This is a genomic window from Metamycoplasma gateae, from assembly GCF_036352135.1.
In the GTDB taxonomy this organism is placed as follows: domain Bacteria; phylum Bacillota_I; class Bacilli_A; order Mycoplasmatales; family Metamycoplasmataceae; genus Metamycoplasma; species Metamycoplasma gateae.
Map to the genome: position 1 here is coordinate 207,061 of NZ_CP143578.1, position 17,433 is coordinate 224,493.

Here is a 17,433-nt window from a genome sequence, read left to right on the forward strand (position 1 = left end):
TTTTTTTCTTCATTTAGTTATAAAAAATGATTTTAGGTTTAAAAAATAAATATGAAAATAAAATTTAACAAGAAAAAAATTTTCTTAACATCAGGTTTGTTTTTGTTTTGTTCTTCTGTTCTAGTAACATCAATTGTTTTAAAAAAAGAAATATTATATAAAAACCCTGAAGAAGATATGGAAACTGAAGTCAAATACATAACCGTATTTGTTGAGGGTGCGGTTAAGTATCCCGGTGAATATAATTTAAAAAAGGGAAGCAATTATTTGGATTTATTTAAAGAAAGTATTTTGAAAAGTAATGCAGATTTATCTAATATTCAAAAATCTAAAGAACTAGAAAACAACGAAAAAATTATTATCCCATACTCTAAGAAATTTAAGTTTCATATTAGTGAAATAACAAATTATGAAATTTTAGTAGGAATGGGAATTAAAGTTAATATAGCAATAAAGGTTCTTGAATATATAAAGAAAGGATTAATAAAGCAATGAAAAGATGTATTACAAATACCTGGCGTTGGTGAAAAAACTTATTTAATATTGGAAAAAAATATAAATATCTAGATTTATTTTTGCCCTCACTAATCTCCTCTTTTTTATTATTTTCAATTATCAATAATGTTGAAACTATAATTGTTTCTTCCTTAATAATATTAATTTTTGTTTTAAATTTTCATTCTTTAAAATTTTGAATATTATTTTCAATATTTTCTTCTTGCATTTTTATAAGTTATATTATTTATCAAAATTTAGTTGAATCATATAACGATCAATCAATATCGGGTAGTTTTGTTTTAGAAAAAAATTTAAAAAATATATTGATTTTTAAATATAAAAATTTCAATTTTTTTATTAAAAAAACAAGGTTTATTAATAATATTAATATTGATGAAAAATACGAGTATGTTTTCTTTTTGAAAGGGACATTAAAAAAAATAAAAACTGCTTCATTATTTGAAATTAGAAACAATTTATTTTTTAAAGTAAATGAATTTGAAATATTTTTAAAAAACACATATCTTAAAAACAACATTTTTAGTACAAGAAATAGAATTGTTTTTGAATACTTAAATATTTTAATTTTGAATAAATTTGATAATAAATGAGATGTGTATAAACTATTGAGTAATCTTAATATTGTTCATTTTTTTACCATAAGCGGTTTTCATTTTAACCTAATTTATTTATTAATAAGAAAAATTTTTAGCAGGGTAAAAAACAAATTTTTTGTTGACGATTTAATTGCATTTTTTCTCTTAAGTATTTATCTTACAGCTTTGAATTTTAAAATTAGTGCCTTAAGATCTTTTGTTTTTTTATTTGTAGCTTTTTTAAATAAACACATTTTTAATAATAAAATGAATAATATTTCAATTTTGTGCATAAGTGCATTTATTATCGCCCTTATTAATCCATATTCAATTTTTTTATATTCTTTCATTTTATCTTTCTTAATAACATTAATAATTTTTATTACACTAGAAATTTTCAAGAATTTTAACTTTTATTTAAAAAGTTTTATTCTATTATTTATAACACACATTTTTTCTACGTTGCTTGTTCAAACTTTTAATAAACAATATAATCTATTATCGTTTTTTAATCAAGTACTATCATTGCCTCTAGTATCATTTAATTATATTTTTAGTTTGTTATTTTTTAAGTGAACTTGGATGATAGAAAAAATCATAATTGCACTAGATATCATTTTTAGAACAATAGAAGAATCTTCGATAATTATTTATTTAAATATACCTGATATCGTTTGCATTTTTATTTTTGTATATTACTTTTTGATTAAAAAAATGCACCTCCACGACGATATATTCCTTTGGAGGTGCAAAACTAATCTAGTAATTCATTAAAAGTATTTTCATTAATTATTTCTATATTATTTTTCTTTGCTTTTGTTAATTTGCTACCCGCACTTTCACCAGCAAGTAGGTAATTAACCTTAGAAGATATTGCGGATAAAACTTGCCCCCCATTTTCGATAATAATTCTTTCATAAAAACTTCGTGGCTTAGATAATTTACCTGTTATAACAAAGCTCAAACCATCCAATTTATTTGTTTTTATATTTTTAATATAAATAGGATTTATTCCTATATTAATAAAATTATTAATCATTTCTTGATTTTTTGCATCGCCAAACCAATTTATTAATGTATTAGTTATTTTTGATCCAATATCATGAAATTCTTCAAATTTGCTAAAGTCATAATGCAGTAGGTTTTCAAATCTCAATACTTTAGAAGCTATAAATTTTGCGGTTTTTTGACCTATTAATGGAATTGATAGAGCAAATATCCATTTTTCTAATGATTTATTTTTTGATTCTTCAATCGAATTTAAGATTTTAGAAATTGATAAGGTACCAAAACCTTCTAAATTAACTAGCTCGTTTTCATAATTTTTAAGTTTAAATATATCTATTATGCTATTAATAAAATTGTTCTTTTTAAAACTTATTATATTTTGAGAACCTAATCCAGTTATATCTAAAGCTTCTTTGGAAGCAAAGTGTATTATTTTTCTTGTTTCAATTTCAGGACAATTTTCATTTAAACAATATTGTTCAAGCCCTGTATCATTAAAAAATAATTCTTTTTTACAAAAAGGGCATATTTTTATTGGTTTAAATACGGATAAATTATTTTTATTTGATATACCGATAACACAAGGTATAATTTCACCAGCCTTTTTAATATATATTTCATCGCCAATATTTACGTTTAAATTTTTTATGAAATCATAATTATTTAGAGTTGCAAAATTAACTTTTGTACCCGATAATTCAACTTCTTCAAGAGCAGCGTTATATGTAACTAAACCAGTTCTGCCTATTGTTATAAATATATCTTTTAATATAGTTGAACTTACATCTGGTTCGTATTTAAATGCAATTGCAGAATGAGGAAATTTTGATGTATATCCAAGCTTATCATAATATTTTAATTCATTAAGTTTTATCACTATACCATCAGTTTCATAATCAAGATTTTGTTTTATATACTTAAATTTTTCAATATAATCATTTATTTGATTAATATCGTCTATTCTTTTTGATTCAATTGAAACATTAAAACCTAGATTCTTTAAAAAACGATATGAATCTTCCATGGTTTCTATATTGTGTTCTTCGGGATTTACTACGTAGTAAATAAAAGATGAAAGATTTCTTTCTCTGACTATTTTAGAATTAATTTGTCTTAATGTCCCTGAGGCTGCATTTCTAGGATTTGCCATCAATGGTTTTTCTTCTGATTCAAGTTTTTTATTTAATTTATTAAATTCATATATTGGTAAAAATATTTCACCTCTTACTTCAAGACTATTTTTATAGCTTATTTTCTTAGGTATATTTTTTATTTGAAGAATATTATTTGTAACATCTTCACCAACCGTTCCACTTCCTCTTGTTATACCTTGAACCAATTGTCCATCCTCATATTTAATCGAAATTGATAAACCATCTATTTTAGGTTCAATAAAAAAAGAAAAAGTTTGAGCAACCTTTTTTATATTATCTATAAACTTTTTAATTTCTTCAATTGTATATGCCTTATTTAAGGAAAGCATTGGGATTTTGTGTTCAACTTTAGTAAATAAATTAGACGCATGCGCATTGACTTTGTTTGTGGGTGAATTTTGCAGTTCTTCTTTAGAAAAAAGAAAGAAATAATCTTCTTCCATTTTTTTTAATTTATTAAACTCAATATCATAAATTGCGTCTGAAACCGACGGATTATCTAGATCATAATAGTTTTTATCTCATTCTGAAATTTTTTTCTGTAATTCAATAATTTTCTTTTTTATTTCAATATATTTCAAATCCATATTTAAACCTTTTGGAATGTTGATAATCATCAATTTGGTAATTGAATTGAATCAATTGAAGATACAACTATCAATGCTGTTAATCCCATTAAAATTATTGTTGATATTAAATCTCTTCAATTAGGTGATAATACTCTATAGTATGTTCTTTTTGAATATGGTTCATAACCCCTTGAAGTCATTGCATCTGATAGATCATTAGCTTTATTAAATGACGAAACAAATAAAGGAACCATAAGAACAATAAAAGATTTTATTTTATCTTTGAAATTTCCATTTTTAAAATCAACACCCCGGCTTGATTGGGCTTTCATTATTCTGCTTGATTCTTCTAGCAATGTAGGTATAAAACGTAACGCAATAGAGATTATCATTGTGATGATTTCTGTAGGAATTCTAAATAATTTTAGAGGGAATAACAGATTATTTATTGCTCTTGTTAGAAGAACAGGTTTTGTCGAAACAGTTAATACTGTTGTTACTAAAATAACCCCGTATATTCTTAAAAATATAGTTATTGTTCGATGTAATGAAAAAAGAGTAAATTGAAATACTGAATTAATATCATTTTTTGGTGCAAAATAAGTTACATTTATGATCAATTTACCTCTGTATATAACATAAGCATCAGCATTTGTTTCGCTTGAGAGCGGAATATATTTATCGATATCATAATACATCACTGCACCCTTGACGGTTAGCATATTTATTAAGAGTAGAAATAACGCAATATAAATTGGTAATTTTATTTTTTGGAATAATGATTTAATCGATTTTGTTGTTATCACATAGATAACCATGCTAAATAAAATTAATGTAGCTAATGTTATGTAATGTGAAGAAATGAAGAAAAGAATTATAAATAAAATATTAGCTAAGAATTTCAATCTTGGGTCTAATTTATGTATTGGGGTATCTATATTTAAATATTTACCCACTATGTTTTTTTGCATAACTAGTTTTATTCCTTTCTTATTTTTTTATTTGTTTGTTTATTTCTTCAGCAAGTTCTTCTATGTTAGTTACTTTTCCAATTTTAAATCCATTTTTATTCAATTTTTCAACGTAAGAAAGTAATCTTGTTGGTATCAAATTATTTTCTATTAGTAATTTATTATCGCTTAAAATATTATAAGTATTCCCGTCTTTTATAATCTTCCCGTCTTTAACAAATAATGTTCTGTTTGTTCATTTTAAAGCATTATCCAAATCATGTGTAACAATAATTATTGTTGTACCTTGTTTGTATAGATTATAAAATAATTGCAACATTTCTTCAACACCTTGAGGATCTAAACCAGCTGTTGGTTCGTCTAAAACTAAGAACTTAGGTTCCATTGCTAAGATACCAGCAAGCGCCACTCTTCTTTTTTGCCCTCCAGATAAATTAAATGGACTTCTTTTAAGATAATCGATAGGTAATCCTACCATTTCAATATATTTTGCAGCTAATTCTTTTGCTTTATCTTTTTTAATCCCCATTGATACAGGACCGAATATTATGTCTTTTTCTATTGTTGATTCAAAAAGTTGATATTCAGCAAACTGAAAAACTACACCAACTTGTTTTCTCAAAGCCTTTATATTTTTAATTTTTCTCTTTGTTTTATTGATTTCAATGTCGGTATAAATAATTTCAAGTTTTTCTTTTTTTCTTAATGTTTTAAATTCTTCTGATTTTATTAGATATTCTTGATATTTTGCTTCAAAATTTTCATCTTTTTTATTAGGTTTTTTTGGAGCTTTTCTTTTTCTAGATAAAGGTAAATCTTTAAAGTCAATACTTCCACTATCAGGAATTAATAAAGCGTTTAAATGTTCTATTAATGTTGTTTTACCTGACCCTGTCGGACCTATTATTGATATTGCTTCGGCTTCGTCTATTTCTAATGAAACATTATCTAAAACTTTTATATATGTAGGAAGTTTTTTGTTGTATTCTTTTGTTATTGAATTTACTTTAATTTGCATAAAACCCTCATTAATTTTTCACCATCATATGTTGGTTCAACGTTTTTTATCATTGTGCTTAATTTATAAATAAAAGGAGAATCTATTTTTGCAATTTCAATTATTTCAGGATCATTTAAAATTTCAATAGGTTTCCCTTGAGCAATAACTTTTCCTCCAGAAAAAACTATCAGTTTATCAGCGAGTAATGCCTCGTCCATATCGTGTGTTATTGAAATTAAAGTTTTGTCTGTTTTTTCGTGTAAGTCATGAATAATTTTGTAAATATCATTTCTACCCTTAGGATCTAGCATAGATGTTATTTCATCAAAAATAATTATTTTAGGATCCAAAGCAAGAGTTGATGCTATTGCAACTCTTTGTTTTTGCCCACCTGATAAATTTTGAGGTTCTCTATCTAAAAAATTGATCATTCCAACTTGATCTGCATACTTTTTAATAATTTCTTCCATTTCTTCATGAGACATATTTTTATTCTCTAACCCAAAAGCAATATCATCCTCAACGGTTGAGCCTATAAATTGGTTATCAGGATTTTGATAAACAATTCCTATTCGTTTTCGAATTTCTTTTAAATTTTCAGAATTTATTTCTATTCCATCGATAATTATTTTTCCGCCTGTTGCTTTATATATTGCTGCTAGTAATTTTGAGAATGTGCTTTTTCCAGAACCATTATGCCCCAAAATAGCAACATATTGCCCGTCTTCTATTTTTAAATTAATATTATCTAATGCAAGTTTTTTACTTCCTGGATATTTATAACTAAGTTTCTTAATTTCAATCATAAAAATAATTATATATTTTTATAAATATAAATTTAAAAAACTAACAAAACTATTTTTTTATAAAAAATAGCCTTAATTTGATACATATTTGTATTTTTTTGAAATAAAAAAATAAAAAAAGTACTTTTTAATATTTTTTAATGTTAAACCCTTAAAATTATTCATATTAAAAATATCGAGAAGCAAAAATGAAAAAATCTAAAAAAATTTTACTAACAATGAGTGTAATTACCGTTGCAGTTATACCAACTGCGATATTATCTTCAAAATGTGATAATAGTACTGCTGAGAAAAAAGAAGAATTGGAAAAAGAAACTAAATTAAGAGAAATTAATAATTTAGCAAATTCGTTAGAAATTAATTTTGATAATTCAAAAACAAGTATCGAAGAAGCTTTAAAAATAGAAAATTATAAATTTAATTTAAGTGCAGATAAGCAATTTGCACTAGTTAGTTTATCTAAAGTAAACGATAATAAAATTAAGCTTATTTTTAAAATAAAAGATGTTAATGATAGCAGCATAGTATCTCAAAATATAACAAGAGAATTTAACTTCGATTTTCAAAAAGACAACGAATTTAACGAACAGGGTTCAACAGTAAATGGTCTTGAAATAGATAATTATTCAAGCATAATAAATTTATTTAATTTAAACAAAGAACAATATATTGAAGAGGCAAAGAAATTATTAGTAGAAACAAAACAAAATGATAATGTTGAGATATCAAATTTATCTGTTGATGCTTATGATGAATCAGAGGGTACTTTATCAGTTACTTTTGATTACAAAAACAAAAACAATAACAAGGAAACAAAAGGTCAAACAGCAACAATTTCTAATTTCAAGAAAATAGAAGTATTTAAAGAAAATTTAATTTCAATATCAGCTAACAAAGAAAAATTAATAGAAGATAAAAAGAAAATAGAAACATTAGAAAATACTGATCTAAGTAATTATTTAAATATTACAGTATTAAGCTCGAATGGTGAAAAAAATAACATTTTGGATTTAATTAAAAATAAATCTGAAAAATATAAGTTATCAAGAGAAATTTCTTTTTCTAATTCAACTACAAAAGAAAATGTAAATTTTGAAATAACAGTTAATTACTTGAAAAAAATAACAAATCAAGAAGTTGAAACAATAACTAAAAAAATTGATGTTTTAAGAAAAACAATAGCTGAAAAAAACGTTTCAAATCAAGATATATTGAACTATATTATTGATAATAAAATAAATAAAAAAGATAACAATGATTTATCTAAAAAATTCCCTTCATCATATTTATATAACTTTAGAAATACAAAAAAAATAGCTCATAATTTTTTAAATAATTCTGAAGAAAATTACTTCGGTTCAAATAATAAAATAATACAATTTTCAAATGAAACATTAACTGTAGATGATATAGCTGGTACTGTAAATATTTCATTTAATTTAGAAATCGAAGAAGGTGGATCAAAAACTTTATCAAAAAGTAGAACATTTACATTTAATGGATTTAAACAATTTGATAATAAATACGGCGAAAATTTCCAAATTTTATTAAATTCAACAAGCGAAACCGGAAAAAAATTCATCCAAAAAGTTAAAGAAGAATACAAAAAAAATAATTCAAATGAATTAGAACTAGGACTAGACTGACTAAAAACTAATAGTATTATTACAGACAGCAATGTATTATTAAGATTGGTTGAGGATTCTTCAACAAAACAACCAAAGTTAGAAAACAAAACAAATACACTATTTACCCTGAATGCCGGCGGAAGAAACATACAAGAAACTATAGTACATGAAACAAAAATTCAAATCTTCGATGGAAAAGAAGAATTTGAATTAAATAATTTAGTTGCTAAATTTAAAAATTTAAAAATTTCAGAAATAAACAATAATAGAGTTTGATTTGAAGTTTATTATGATTTAGAAATTTCATTAAACTCATCTTCAAATCAAGAAATAATTATTCCTCAAAAATTCACGTGATTTTTTGATATTAATGAAAATAATAACTAAGAAAACAGAATATTAAATTATTATAAAAATGCAAAACTAATTACTTAAGTTTTGCATTTTCGTTTATTTAAAGTTAAGCATTATACTATTGTTTTTTTTATTGTTCCTATATATGGCAGTTGTCTCATTTTTTCATCTCAATCAAAACCAAAACCAACAACAAAATCGTCTTTTTTTATTAAAAATCCATAATTATCTGGTTCAAATTCGACAACTCTGTTGCTAGGTTTATTCAATAATGTTAAAACTTTCAAACTTTGAGGATTTCTCGATTTTAAAATCGATACAACTTTAGTCATTGTTCTTGCTGTATCAACTATATCTTCAACTATTAATACATCACAACCCTCAATATTATTTACTAAATCCAAAATTATTTTAACATTACCTGAAGATTTATCTTTTCCACCATATGAACTAGTTATCATAAAATCAGAAACAAAATCTACGTCAATGGTTTTAATAAGCTGTGCATAAAAAGGTAAACATCCCTTTAAAAGACCAATAATAATTAAATTCGAAGAATTCTTATAGGTTTTATTTACTCATTGGCTAAGTTCAAATATTTTTTCCTCTAATTGTTCTTGGGTAAAAAGAACTTTATCTATTCTTGGATCAATTGACGTTTTCTTCATTGTTCTTCCTCTTCGTCTATTATTTTTAATACAGTTTCAAAAACTTGTTCTTCGGTTAGCTCATTTGTATTTATTGTTCTAAAATTAAGTTGAAAATTGTCTGCCAATTCTTTAAAAATTTTATAATAGTTTTGATGTAAATTTTTAAAATATTCATAATTAATATCTCAATTTTCTACTTCTGAAGCTCTACCTCTTTCAAATATTCTTTTCTTAAAAGTTTCAAAATTTATATCTAAAAATATTACCAAATCAGGCATTTCTTCTTTTGTAATTAATTTTGTAAATAAAGCATCGTATGCTTCTAAATACTTAGGTTCTTTCTCTTTTAAAATAAGTTTTGCAAATATATAATGTTCGATTGAAAATCTATCTAAGAATAGGTGTCTATCTTTATTAGGTTTATCCATCAATTTTTTAAATATATCCGCAAATTTAGCAGAGTGGTTTTCAATAATGTAACTTTGAAATCCTATTGTTAAATTTTCCTTTTTTTCATATAATCATTTTAAAAATGTATTAAAAACTTCATCATCTTCTTCAAATTCTTTTAGCAATAACGAATTAGGATAATGTTCGATTAATTTGTTTGATAATGAACTTTTTCCCGCTGCTATCATTCCGCTTATACCAATTATCATAATAAACCCCCCAAAATATAATTTTATTTATTTTACTAAATCTTTATTTTCAAGTATAAAAAAAATACAAAATATATTCGAATATATCATTGTAATTTTTTTCTTAAAAACTAGTGGTAATTATTATATTAAATATTTATTAATTTAATTATTAATTAATTATTTTTTTATATAAATTAGTTTTGTTTTGGATATCGTATGCTTTTATCAAATTAATCATTAATCCTATTATGGTCATAGGGCCAATACCACCTGGAACAGGCGTTAATAAAGATACTTCATCTAAGTTTATATTATCTATGTTTATATCACCGACGATGCTATTATTTTTTAACCTATGAATCCCAACGTCAACTAATATAACAGATTTTTTAAACGAAATATTATCCAAACACCCTCTTGCTCCGGTTGCTACTATTAAAATGTCATTTAGATTTATATCATCTTTGGGAGTGTTTATATCATAACGTCTAACCTTACAACCTAATTGTTCTAGGTAATTTGATAAAGGTTTACCCACTATCTTGCTTTGTCCCACAATGCCTATTTCTTTATTTATAAAATCAACATTATAATCTTTTAAAAGCAATATTATACCTAAAGCAGTTGCTGGGATGAAACTTTTTTCATTCTTAATATAATTTGATTTTTGATTAGTTTTTCCAAGACCATCAATGTCTTTCTTAGGATTTATATAATTTAATAATTTATCAGTGTTCTTCACTTTTTTAGTTTGTAAAGGTAATTGCAATATAAAACCTGTGGTTATTTTGTTTAGTTTTTTTATTGCTATTTTAATTTCTTTTTCACTTGCATTTTCTTTTAACTTTATAAACTCTGTTTTAATTCCTAAACTTTGTGCGATATTTAACTTGTGCTTAATATAAATGTTAGATTCTTCAAAATTACCTACTTGTAAAATACCTAAAATTGGCATATTATCTTTTGCCAAATTTTTAATTTCTTTTAATATTTTTTCTTGTAATTTTGATTTAGTCTCTTTACCGTTTAGATACTTAACCATTTTAAGCTTTTCTAAATGCACCAGTTTTACTTTGCACATTTATTGATGTTGTATCTTTTAAAGATTTTGCATAGTCCATAGCTTCTTTTTGAGTTTTAAATACTCTTAAAGCCCTTTGACCCTTAGGATTTTTAACTGCTCATCCATCAGGATGATTTACAACTAATCTAACTGCCATATATAACTCCTTATTGCAAATTTATTATTATATATTATAAGATTAATACTCTGTTTTTTGTTTAAATTTAGTATATTTTTAAATAAAAAAACTAGTGCTATTTTTTTCACTAGTTTTGGTGTTTTACACATGGTGGAGATGCGGGGAATCGAACCCCGGTCCGCACAAAATCATAACCTTGCTTCTACAGTTTAGTTTATTTTTGCATAACTTATTAATTTTAAAATAAACAAAAAATCATTAATAAGTTTTAGTTTAGTAAGTCGCTTAGTTTTAACTAAAAAATTATTAAGCCTAGCCCAAACCACAAAATTCTTATAACGGGCCATTACAAGATTTTGACCAATTTAAAATTAAGCGTAAACTGGGTTTAATTTATTCATCATAACATTTGTCACGAAGAATTCTTTTTCTTTATTTTCTTCTAAGTTTGCATTTAAAAAGCCTAGAAAGTATTATGGTTTACAAGACCACTGCAACAAAATTAATCAAGAATACGTCGAAGCCATTACATCCCCATTTAATAAATTTTATTTAGTTCTTTTTTTAAATCTTGTTGTTTTATTTTTTCTCTTTTATCGTATTTTTTTAATCTCTTTGCTAATGCTATTTCGAGTTTTATACGATTATTTACTCAATAGATACTAACGGGTATTATTATTAAAGATAACTGCGTTGCATAATTTTTTAATCTTAAAATTTCCCTGCTATGCATTAATAATTTTCTTGATCTATCAAGCTCACCTTTTACAAGCATATATTGAGAAATGTTCATATTATTTAGCCAAATTTCATTCTTATTACTAATTGAACAAAAAGCATTATCTAGTTTTACATTTTTTGCTCTCAAGCTCTTCACTTCTCAACCTAAAAGCGAAATACCCGCTTCATATGTGCTGTGTATTTCGTAATCAGAATTGACAAATTTGTTTTTAGCAATTAATTTCGGCATAAATAAAATTATAAACAATAAAAAAAACATTAACATATTTTAGCGTTAATGTTTCCTTTGTCTCTTTCGATCCCACTTATTTCGATCTTGTAATTATTACCAACTTTAAAAAAGTATTTATTCCCTTTAGCCTCAAAATTTGAAACCTTAATAACTTCATCATCACTTAAATCTTCAAATCTTATCAGCACACTTGTTTGGAACTCATCGATGTTGAAAAAAATACCAAATTTTTCAATAGAAATAGCAGTTGCATCAAATTTTTTACCCTTAAGATTATCAAAAAATTCAGCTTTTCTAATATCGACTATATCTCTTTCTACAGACATTGCTATTTTTTCGCTTTCAGAATTTAAAATGGCAATTTTTTCGATATCTTTTTTAGTTTTTTCATATTCTTCGATATTGAAACTTTTATCTGTGAATAAATATTTTTTAATAAGTCTATGAAGTAATAAGTCAGGATATCTTCTTATAGGAGAAGTAAAATGTGAATAATTTTTAGAAGCTAATCCAAAATGTCCTATATTATCTGACGAATAAATTGCTTTTTGCATTGTTCTTAATAACGCACTCTTCATATATTCATCTAAATGTTTACTTTTTATTTTATTAACCATTTTTGCGAAACTTAATGATTCGCCATCAAACGAAACTACTACATCTTTAAAATTTGCGAAATTAATTAATTGTTGAAGTTCTAATAATTTTTCATCAGAAGGTTTTTCGTGAATTCTGTAAATAGATGGTATTTTTTTATTATTCATAATTGATGCAATGGTTTCATTTGCTCTTACCATAAAGTCCTCGATCATGTTTTCACTTTCGCCTTCTTCGCGTATTTTTATATCTATTACTTTATTATCTTTTATTATGATCTTAGGTTCCTTTATTTCAAAATTTACATATCCTTCTTCAAGTTTGCACTTTCTTATTATTTTTGAAATATCTCTACTATCGTTCAATAATTGCTTAAGATCCTTGGGTAATTCTATTTTATTTTCAAAATATTCATTAACTTGATTATATGTTAAACGGTAATTTGAATTTATTACACTATTATAAACCTTAGCATTAATATTATTACCATCTTGATCAATTTCTAATTCCAATGTAATGGTGCATCTATCGACGTTTGGATTAAGCGAACAAATACCATTGGATAATTCAAATGGCAACATTGGTATTACTTTGTCAGGTAAGTATATTGATGTCCCTCTTTTTAAAGCCTCTAAATCTATTGCACTTTCCTCTTTTACATAATGTGATACATCAGCAATATGTATAAATAACTTAGTATTATTGTTATTTAATTTGTAACATGAAATTGCATCGTCAAAATCTTTTGTATCAAGTCCATCAATTGTTACAGTTAATAAATTTCTTAAATCTATTCTTTCACTTATTTCATCTTTTGAAACATAAGTTGGTAATTTTAATGCTTCGTCTAAAACATCATTAGAAAAATTTAAATCAATTTCATTTTCTGAGAAAATTCTTTTAAAAGGGTATTCAAAATCATCGGTAGAGCTAATAATTTTATTGAAAGAAATTGCTACGCTTTTATCGTTTGGATTCAATATTTTTGCTTCTATTATTTGATTAGTAGTTATATCTTTTGGAATTTGAAAATCATTTAGGATTTTAAAATCAGCTTTATCCTTATCTGCTAGTGGCTCAAATGAGTATTTATTTTTTATATCTTTTTTAATATGCCCTACAATAATTTTTCTTTTATGATTTATAAGACTAATTATTTTAGCTTTATACATGATTTCTTTATTTTCATTAAAATAGTAAAAAATCATTGCTTCAACAGTATCGCCATTTAAAATATTTCTTAATTCAAAAGGAAATACAATAGCTGCTTTTGAAACATTGTTTTCATCATTAAAATTAATAAAACCTAAACGTTTATTAGTAATTGCTATTTCTGTTTGTATTGTTTTAATATAAAAAATTGGTATATAAGTGCCATTTTTTCTTTGTTCAACTTTATATTCTTCGCTAAGTTTTTTTAAAATGTTAGTAAGTGAATTATTATATTTGGGTTGTATTCTTATTTTTTTTGCAATTTCTAAAAAACTTAGACCCAGCGGGTTTTTTTGAATTAATTTCAAAATAACTTCTGAATCTAAATTTTTTGTATTTTTGTATTCAAACTTCATTTTTAAATTATCCTTGTTGTCAAACAACGCGAAGTATAATTGCAAATAAAAACATTAAAATACCTAACGAAATCATTGATCATTTTAGAACTTTTTTGATTCCACGTTCCTTTGAAATTTTAAATAAATCCAAATCATTGCTTCCTACCAACGCTCCGCTAAAACTATTAGAATCAGGGGCCATCATAAATGAAATACCAATTATACCTAATGATATTATTGTTAAAATTACTACCAATATTCAAACAAGTGTACTACTCATAAAATCCCTCCTGTCTTATTATTTTTTAATTTCTAAATTATATTCTAATAGTTGTTCTTTGCTAATATCTGAAGGTGCTGATGTTAATAAATCAACCCCTTTAGCATTTTTTGGAAAGGCAATAACATCTCTTATCGATGTTGAATTTGTTAATATCATTAAAATTCTTTCAATACCAAAAGCTATACCGCAATGTGGTGGTAATCCGTATTCAAATGATTTTAAGAAAAAACCAAATCTTGAGTTTTGTTCTTTTTCGGAAATGTTTAGTATATCAAACATCGTTTTTTGGGTTTTAATATCAAATATTCTTATCGATCCCGAACCAAGTTCAAAACCATTTAATACTAAATCGTATGATTTTGCTTTAACTTTATCAAATTCACTAGTTTCCAAATATTTTAATGAATCTTCTTCAAATTGAGTAAATGGATGGTGAGCGGGCACATATCTCTTTGTTTCTTTATCCATTTCAAACATTGGTCAATTTACAATTCATAAAAAGTTTAACTTTTTAGGATCTGCCAGGTTGTATAAATCATTTAATAATGTTCTAATAGCACCCAATGATTTAAGAACATCCTCTTCAATGTCACCTGATGAAATTAATGCATATGATTTTTTATTATTTTTAGCTTCTTCTGTTTTTGAAAGACCAATTCCAACTTCGCATGTAGCACAAGATAAATCTAGTATTTCGAAAAAATCACCATTATTTTTTTTGAATGTTTCATTTATTAATTTTATATTTTCATTTACATCTCTATCAAAGATAATGGCTTTAACAAATTTTCTATTAAATTTGTGTCTAAATTGTTCTGAATAATCTTGTATTAAAAATTCATATCTTGTATCAGGTTTATCATTACCATAATGCTTCATTGAATAATCAAAATCCATTCTAGGAAATTTTTTACTTATTTTAAATCCTAATTCTGTTAATACACTATTTCACATTTCTTCACATAATGTAAAAATATCTTCCTGACTCGCAAAAGAAATTTCTATATCTAATTGAGTAAATTCTGGCTGTCTATCTTTTCTTAAATCCTCATCCCTAAATACTCTTGCTAGTTGGAAATATTTTTCAACACCCCCAGCCATTAAAAGTTGTTTAAATAATTGTGGAGATTGTGGAAGAGCGAAGAATTTACCTTTTTTTCTAGTTGGAACTAAATAATCTCTTGCACCTTCAGGGGTTGATTTTCCCAAAATAGGTGTTTCTACTTCAATAAACCCTTTTTTATCAAAAAAATTTCTCATAAGCAAAAGAAGTTTATGTCTCAGTCTTAAATTTTCTGAAACTTTTTGGTTTCTTATATCTAAAAATCTGTATTCTAATCTTAAATCTTCATTAGCTGAATTAGTTTTGTTATTATCGATATCAAATGGAATTTGTTTTGAAGAATTTAATATTTTATAGTCTGAAACGAATATTTCTATTTCCCCAGTTTCTAAATCGGGATTAATTTCTAAACGCTTTTGAACTATTCCACTTACCTTTAAACAACTTTCCTTAGTAAGTAAAGGATCTGAAACATTTGTAAAAACTAATTGTACAATACCTGATGAATCGCGAAAGTCAACAAACATCTGATTTTTAAATTTTCTTTTATTTGCAATTCAACCAAATAATTCTACTTTTTCATTTAAATTATTTAAATTTAATTTTCCGCAGTAAGTAGTTTTCATAATTAATTAAAGCTCCCTTATTTTGTTTTTAAAATCTTCAATATCCTTATATTCAAAGGTGATTTCATTTAATTCGGTTTTAACTTTTATTTCATTTTCCCTTGAATTTAATTCTTTAAAAATTAAAAATTTTGGTTTTAATGAATAATTCTTTTTAAACAATTGATTTATGTTTGTTTTTGAATTTATTAGTTCAACGTTGAATTGTTGTCTTAAATCGTATGCAATTTTTAGAATAGAACTTTTTTCTTCTTCATTTAAATACCCAATTAAAATATCAACTGTATTTTTTAAGTTTGAATATTTTTCTTTATTGAACAAGATAATTTCTGAAAGTCTATCAACACCAAATGCAAATCCTATAGAGCCAATCTTGGGACCTCCAAAAGTTTCAATCATGCCGTCGTATCTTCCGCCACCTAATATTGTTGATTTAGAACCCAAAGCTTGTGAAGTAGATACAAATTCAAAAACTATATCAGTATAGTAATCTAATCCTCTTACTAAATGTGGGTTTAATTTATATTTAATATTAAATTTCTTTAATAGTTCTAGTAAGCTATTGAATTCTTTCGTTTCTTCTTCGCTTAAAAATTCCAATAAAGTCGGAGCATTTTTTACAAAGTCTTTTTCCGATTCTTCTTTATCATCTAAAATTCTTAAAACATTTTTTTCTAAACGAACCTTAGAAACATCATTTAAATCATCTTTATATTTTTTGAAATATTCTTTTAAATAATTAATATATTTGTTTCTACTTTCAAAACTTCCTAAATTATTTATTTCCAACACAAAATCGTCTATTTTTAATTCGTGTAAAAAATCATTAGCAAGTTTTATTGCTTCAAAATTAGAAAATACCGATTTTTCTTCAATTAATTCAACCCCACCTTGAATAAATTGTCTATATCTTCCTTTTTGGGGTCTTTCATATCTAAACATAGGTCCGAAGTAAAATAATTTAGATTTTGCAAGATTATTGATTTTATTTTCCACAAACGCTCTAATAGTAGAAGCAGTTGCCTCAGGTCTTAAACATATTCTTCTATTACCGTTATCATTAAAGACGTACATTTCTTTGGTTACAATATCACTTGTTTCACCCGTTGTTCTTACAAAAAGATTGTAATCTTCTATTATTGGTGTTTCGATATAATCAAAGTTATATCTTCTGCTAACTTTTTCAAAAGTGTTTCTAATGAAATTCAAAACTTTTGATTCATCTCCGAAAATGTCTTTAGTACCTTTTAGTCTATTAATCATT

The 17,433-nt window shown here is 24.7% G+C and carries 16 protein-coding genes and 1 other RNA gene; 3 read left to right on the top strand and 14 right to left on the bottom strand.

Features of this window, described 5'->3' with window-relative positions; translation table 4 throughout:
* The first annotated feature begins 51 nt into the window (after positions 1-51).
* Both V2E26_RS00985 and V2E26_RS03130 read left to right on the top strand, forming a co-directional pair.
* The gene (locus V2E26_RS00985; RefSeq protein ID WP_330463583.1) at positions 52-567 is read left to right on the top strand and encodes an MAG0490 family ComEA-like DNA-binding protein; all 516 of its coding nucleotides are present in this window, start codon (positions 52-54) and stop codon (positions 565-567) included.
* Entirely contained in the window at positions 492-1,868 is a 1,377-nt protein-coding gene (locus V2E26_RS03130; RefSeq protein WP_407942412.1) for an MAG0480 family ComEC-like protein, read from the top strand. Before V2E26_RS00985 ends, V2E26_RS03130 begins: the two co-directional genes overlap by 76 nt.
* On the opposite strand, the gene ligA is transcribed toward V2E26_RS03130, so the two are convergent.
* The 4 genes from ligA to V2E26_RS01010 are packed head-to-tail and all read right to left on the bottom strand — an operon-like array spanning position 1,849 to position 6,602.
* The gene (gene ligA, locus V2E26_RS00995; protein WP_330463585.1) at positions 1,849-3,843 is read right to left on the bottom strand and encodes an NAD-dependent DNA ligase LigA; all 1,995 of its coding nucleotides are present in this window, start codon (positions 3,841-3,843) and stop codon (positions 1,849-1,851) included. The two genes, V2E26_RS03130 and ligA, sit on opposite strands and share 20 nt — an antisense overlap.
* 2 nt (positions 3,844-3,845) lie before the next feature.
* On the bottom strand, positions 3,846-4,796 hold the full coding sequence (locus V2E26_RS01000; RefSeq protein WP_330463586.1) for an energy-coupling factor transporter transmembrane component T family protein: 951 nt from the start codon (positions 4,794-4,796) through the stop codon (positions 3,846-3,848).
* Between the two features lie 19 nt (positions 4,797-4,815).
* On the bottom strand, positions 4,816-5,814 hold the full coding sequence (locus V2E26_RS01005) for an ATP-binding cassette domain-containing protein (protein WP_330463587.1): 999 nt from the start codon (positions 5,812-5,814) through the stop codon (positions 4,816-4,818).
* Positions 5,799-6,602 carry an energy-coupling factor transporter ATPase gene (locus V2E26_RS01010; protein ID WP_330463588.1) on the bottom strand — a complete coding sequence of 268 codons (804 nt, stop codon included), beginning with the start codon at positions 6,600-6,602 and terminating at the stop codon, positions 5,799-5,801. The genes V2E26_RS01005 and V2E26_RS01010 overlap by 16 nt, the downstream gene beginning before the upstream one ends.
* 188 nt (positions 6,603-6,790) lie before the next feature.
* On the opposite strand from V2E26_RS01010, the gene V2E26_RS01015 reads away from it, so the two are divergent.
* Positions 6,791-8,617: a hypothetical protein gene (locus V2E26_RS01015; protein WP_330463589.1), complete on the top strand. Its 1,827-nt coding sequence runs from the start codon at positions 6,791-6,793 to the stop codon at positions 8,615-8,617.
* A gap of 80 nt (positions 8,618-8,697) precedes the next feature.
* Here the strand turns inward: V2E26_RS01015 and hpt are convergent, their stop codons facing one another.
* The 10 genes from hpt to hisS all read right to left on the bottom strand — a co-directional run bounded on the left by hpt (position 8,698) and on the right by hisS (position 17,432).
* Positions 8,698-9,252, bottom strand: a complete 555-nt coding sequence (hpt, locus tag V2E26_RS01020) for a hypoxanthine phosphoribosyltransferase (protein ID WP_330463590.1) — start codon at positions 9,250-9,252, stop codon at positions 8,698-8,700.
* On the bottom strand, positions 9,222-9,893 hold the full coding sequence (locus V2E26_RS01025) for a deoxynucleoside kinase (RefSeq protein ID WP_330463591.1): 672 nt from the start codon (positions 9,891-9,893) through the stop codon (positions 9,222-9,224). The genes hpt and V2E26_RS01025 overlap by 31 nt, the downstream gene beginning before the upstream one ends.
* A gap of 151 nt (positions 9,894-10,044) precedes the next feature.
* Complete coding sequence (locus V2E26_RS01030; protein ID WP_330463592.1) at positions 10,045-10,917, bottom strand: bifunctional 5,10-methylenetetrahydrofolate dehydrogenase/5,10-methenyltetrahydrofolate cyclohydrolase; 873 nt, start codon at positions 10,915-10,917, stop codon at positions 10,045-10,047.
* 1 nt (position 10,918) lies between these two features.
* Positions 10,919-11,095: a DUF2188 domain-containing protein gene (locus tag V2E26_RS01035; RefSeq protein WP_330463593.1), complete on the bottom strand. Its 177-nt coding sequence runs from the start codon at positions 11,093-11,095 to the stop codon at positions 10,919-10,921.
* Between the two features lie 130 nt (positions 11,096-11,225).
* Positions 11,226-11,613: a transfer-messenger RNA gene (gene ssrA / locus V2E26_RS01040) on the bottom strand.
* Positions 11,614-11,615: 2 nt separating this feature from the next.
* Positions 11,616-12,047, bottom strand: coding sequence for an SsrA-binding protein SmpB (smpB, locus tag V2E26_RS01045; protein ID WP_330463594.1), 432 nt, complete (start codon positions 12,045-12,047; stop codon positions 11,616-11,618).
* Between the two features lie 29 nt (positions 12,048-12,076).
* On the bottom strand, positions 12,077-14,215 hold the full coding sequence (gene rnr, locus V2E26_RS01050; protein WP_330463595.1) for a ribonuclease R: 2,139 nt from the start codon (positions 14,213-14,215) through the stop codon (positions 12,077-12,079).
* 7 nt (positions 14,216-14,222) lie between these two features.
* Entirely contained in the window at positions 14,223-14,477 is a 255-nt protein-coding gene (gene secG / locus V2E26_RS01055; RefSeq protein ID WP_330463596.1) for a preprotein translocase subunit SecG, read from the bottom strand.
* Between the two features lie 18 nt (positions 14,478-14,495).
* On the bottom strand, positions 14,496-16,169 hold the full coding sequence (gene aspS, locus V2E26_RS01060) for an aspartate--tRNA ligase (protein WP_330463597.1): 1,674 nt from the start codon (positions 16,167-16,169) through the stop codon (positions 14,496-14,498).
* Positions 16,170-16,175: 6 nt separating this feature from the next.
* On the bottom strand, positions 16,176-17,432 hold the full coding sequence (hisS, locus tag V2E26_RS01065; RefSeq protein ID WP_330463598.1) for a histidine--tRNA ligase: 1,257 nt from the start codon (positions 17,430-17,432) through the stop codon (positions 16,176-16,178).
* Position 17,433 lies beyond the last annotated feature (1 nt).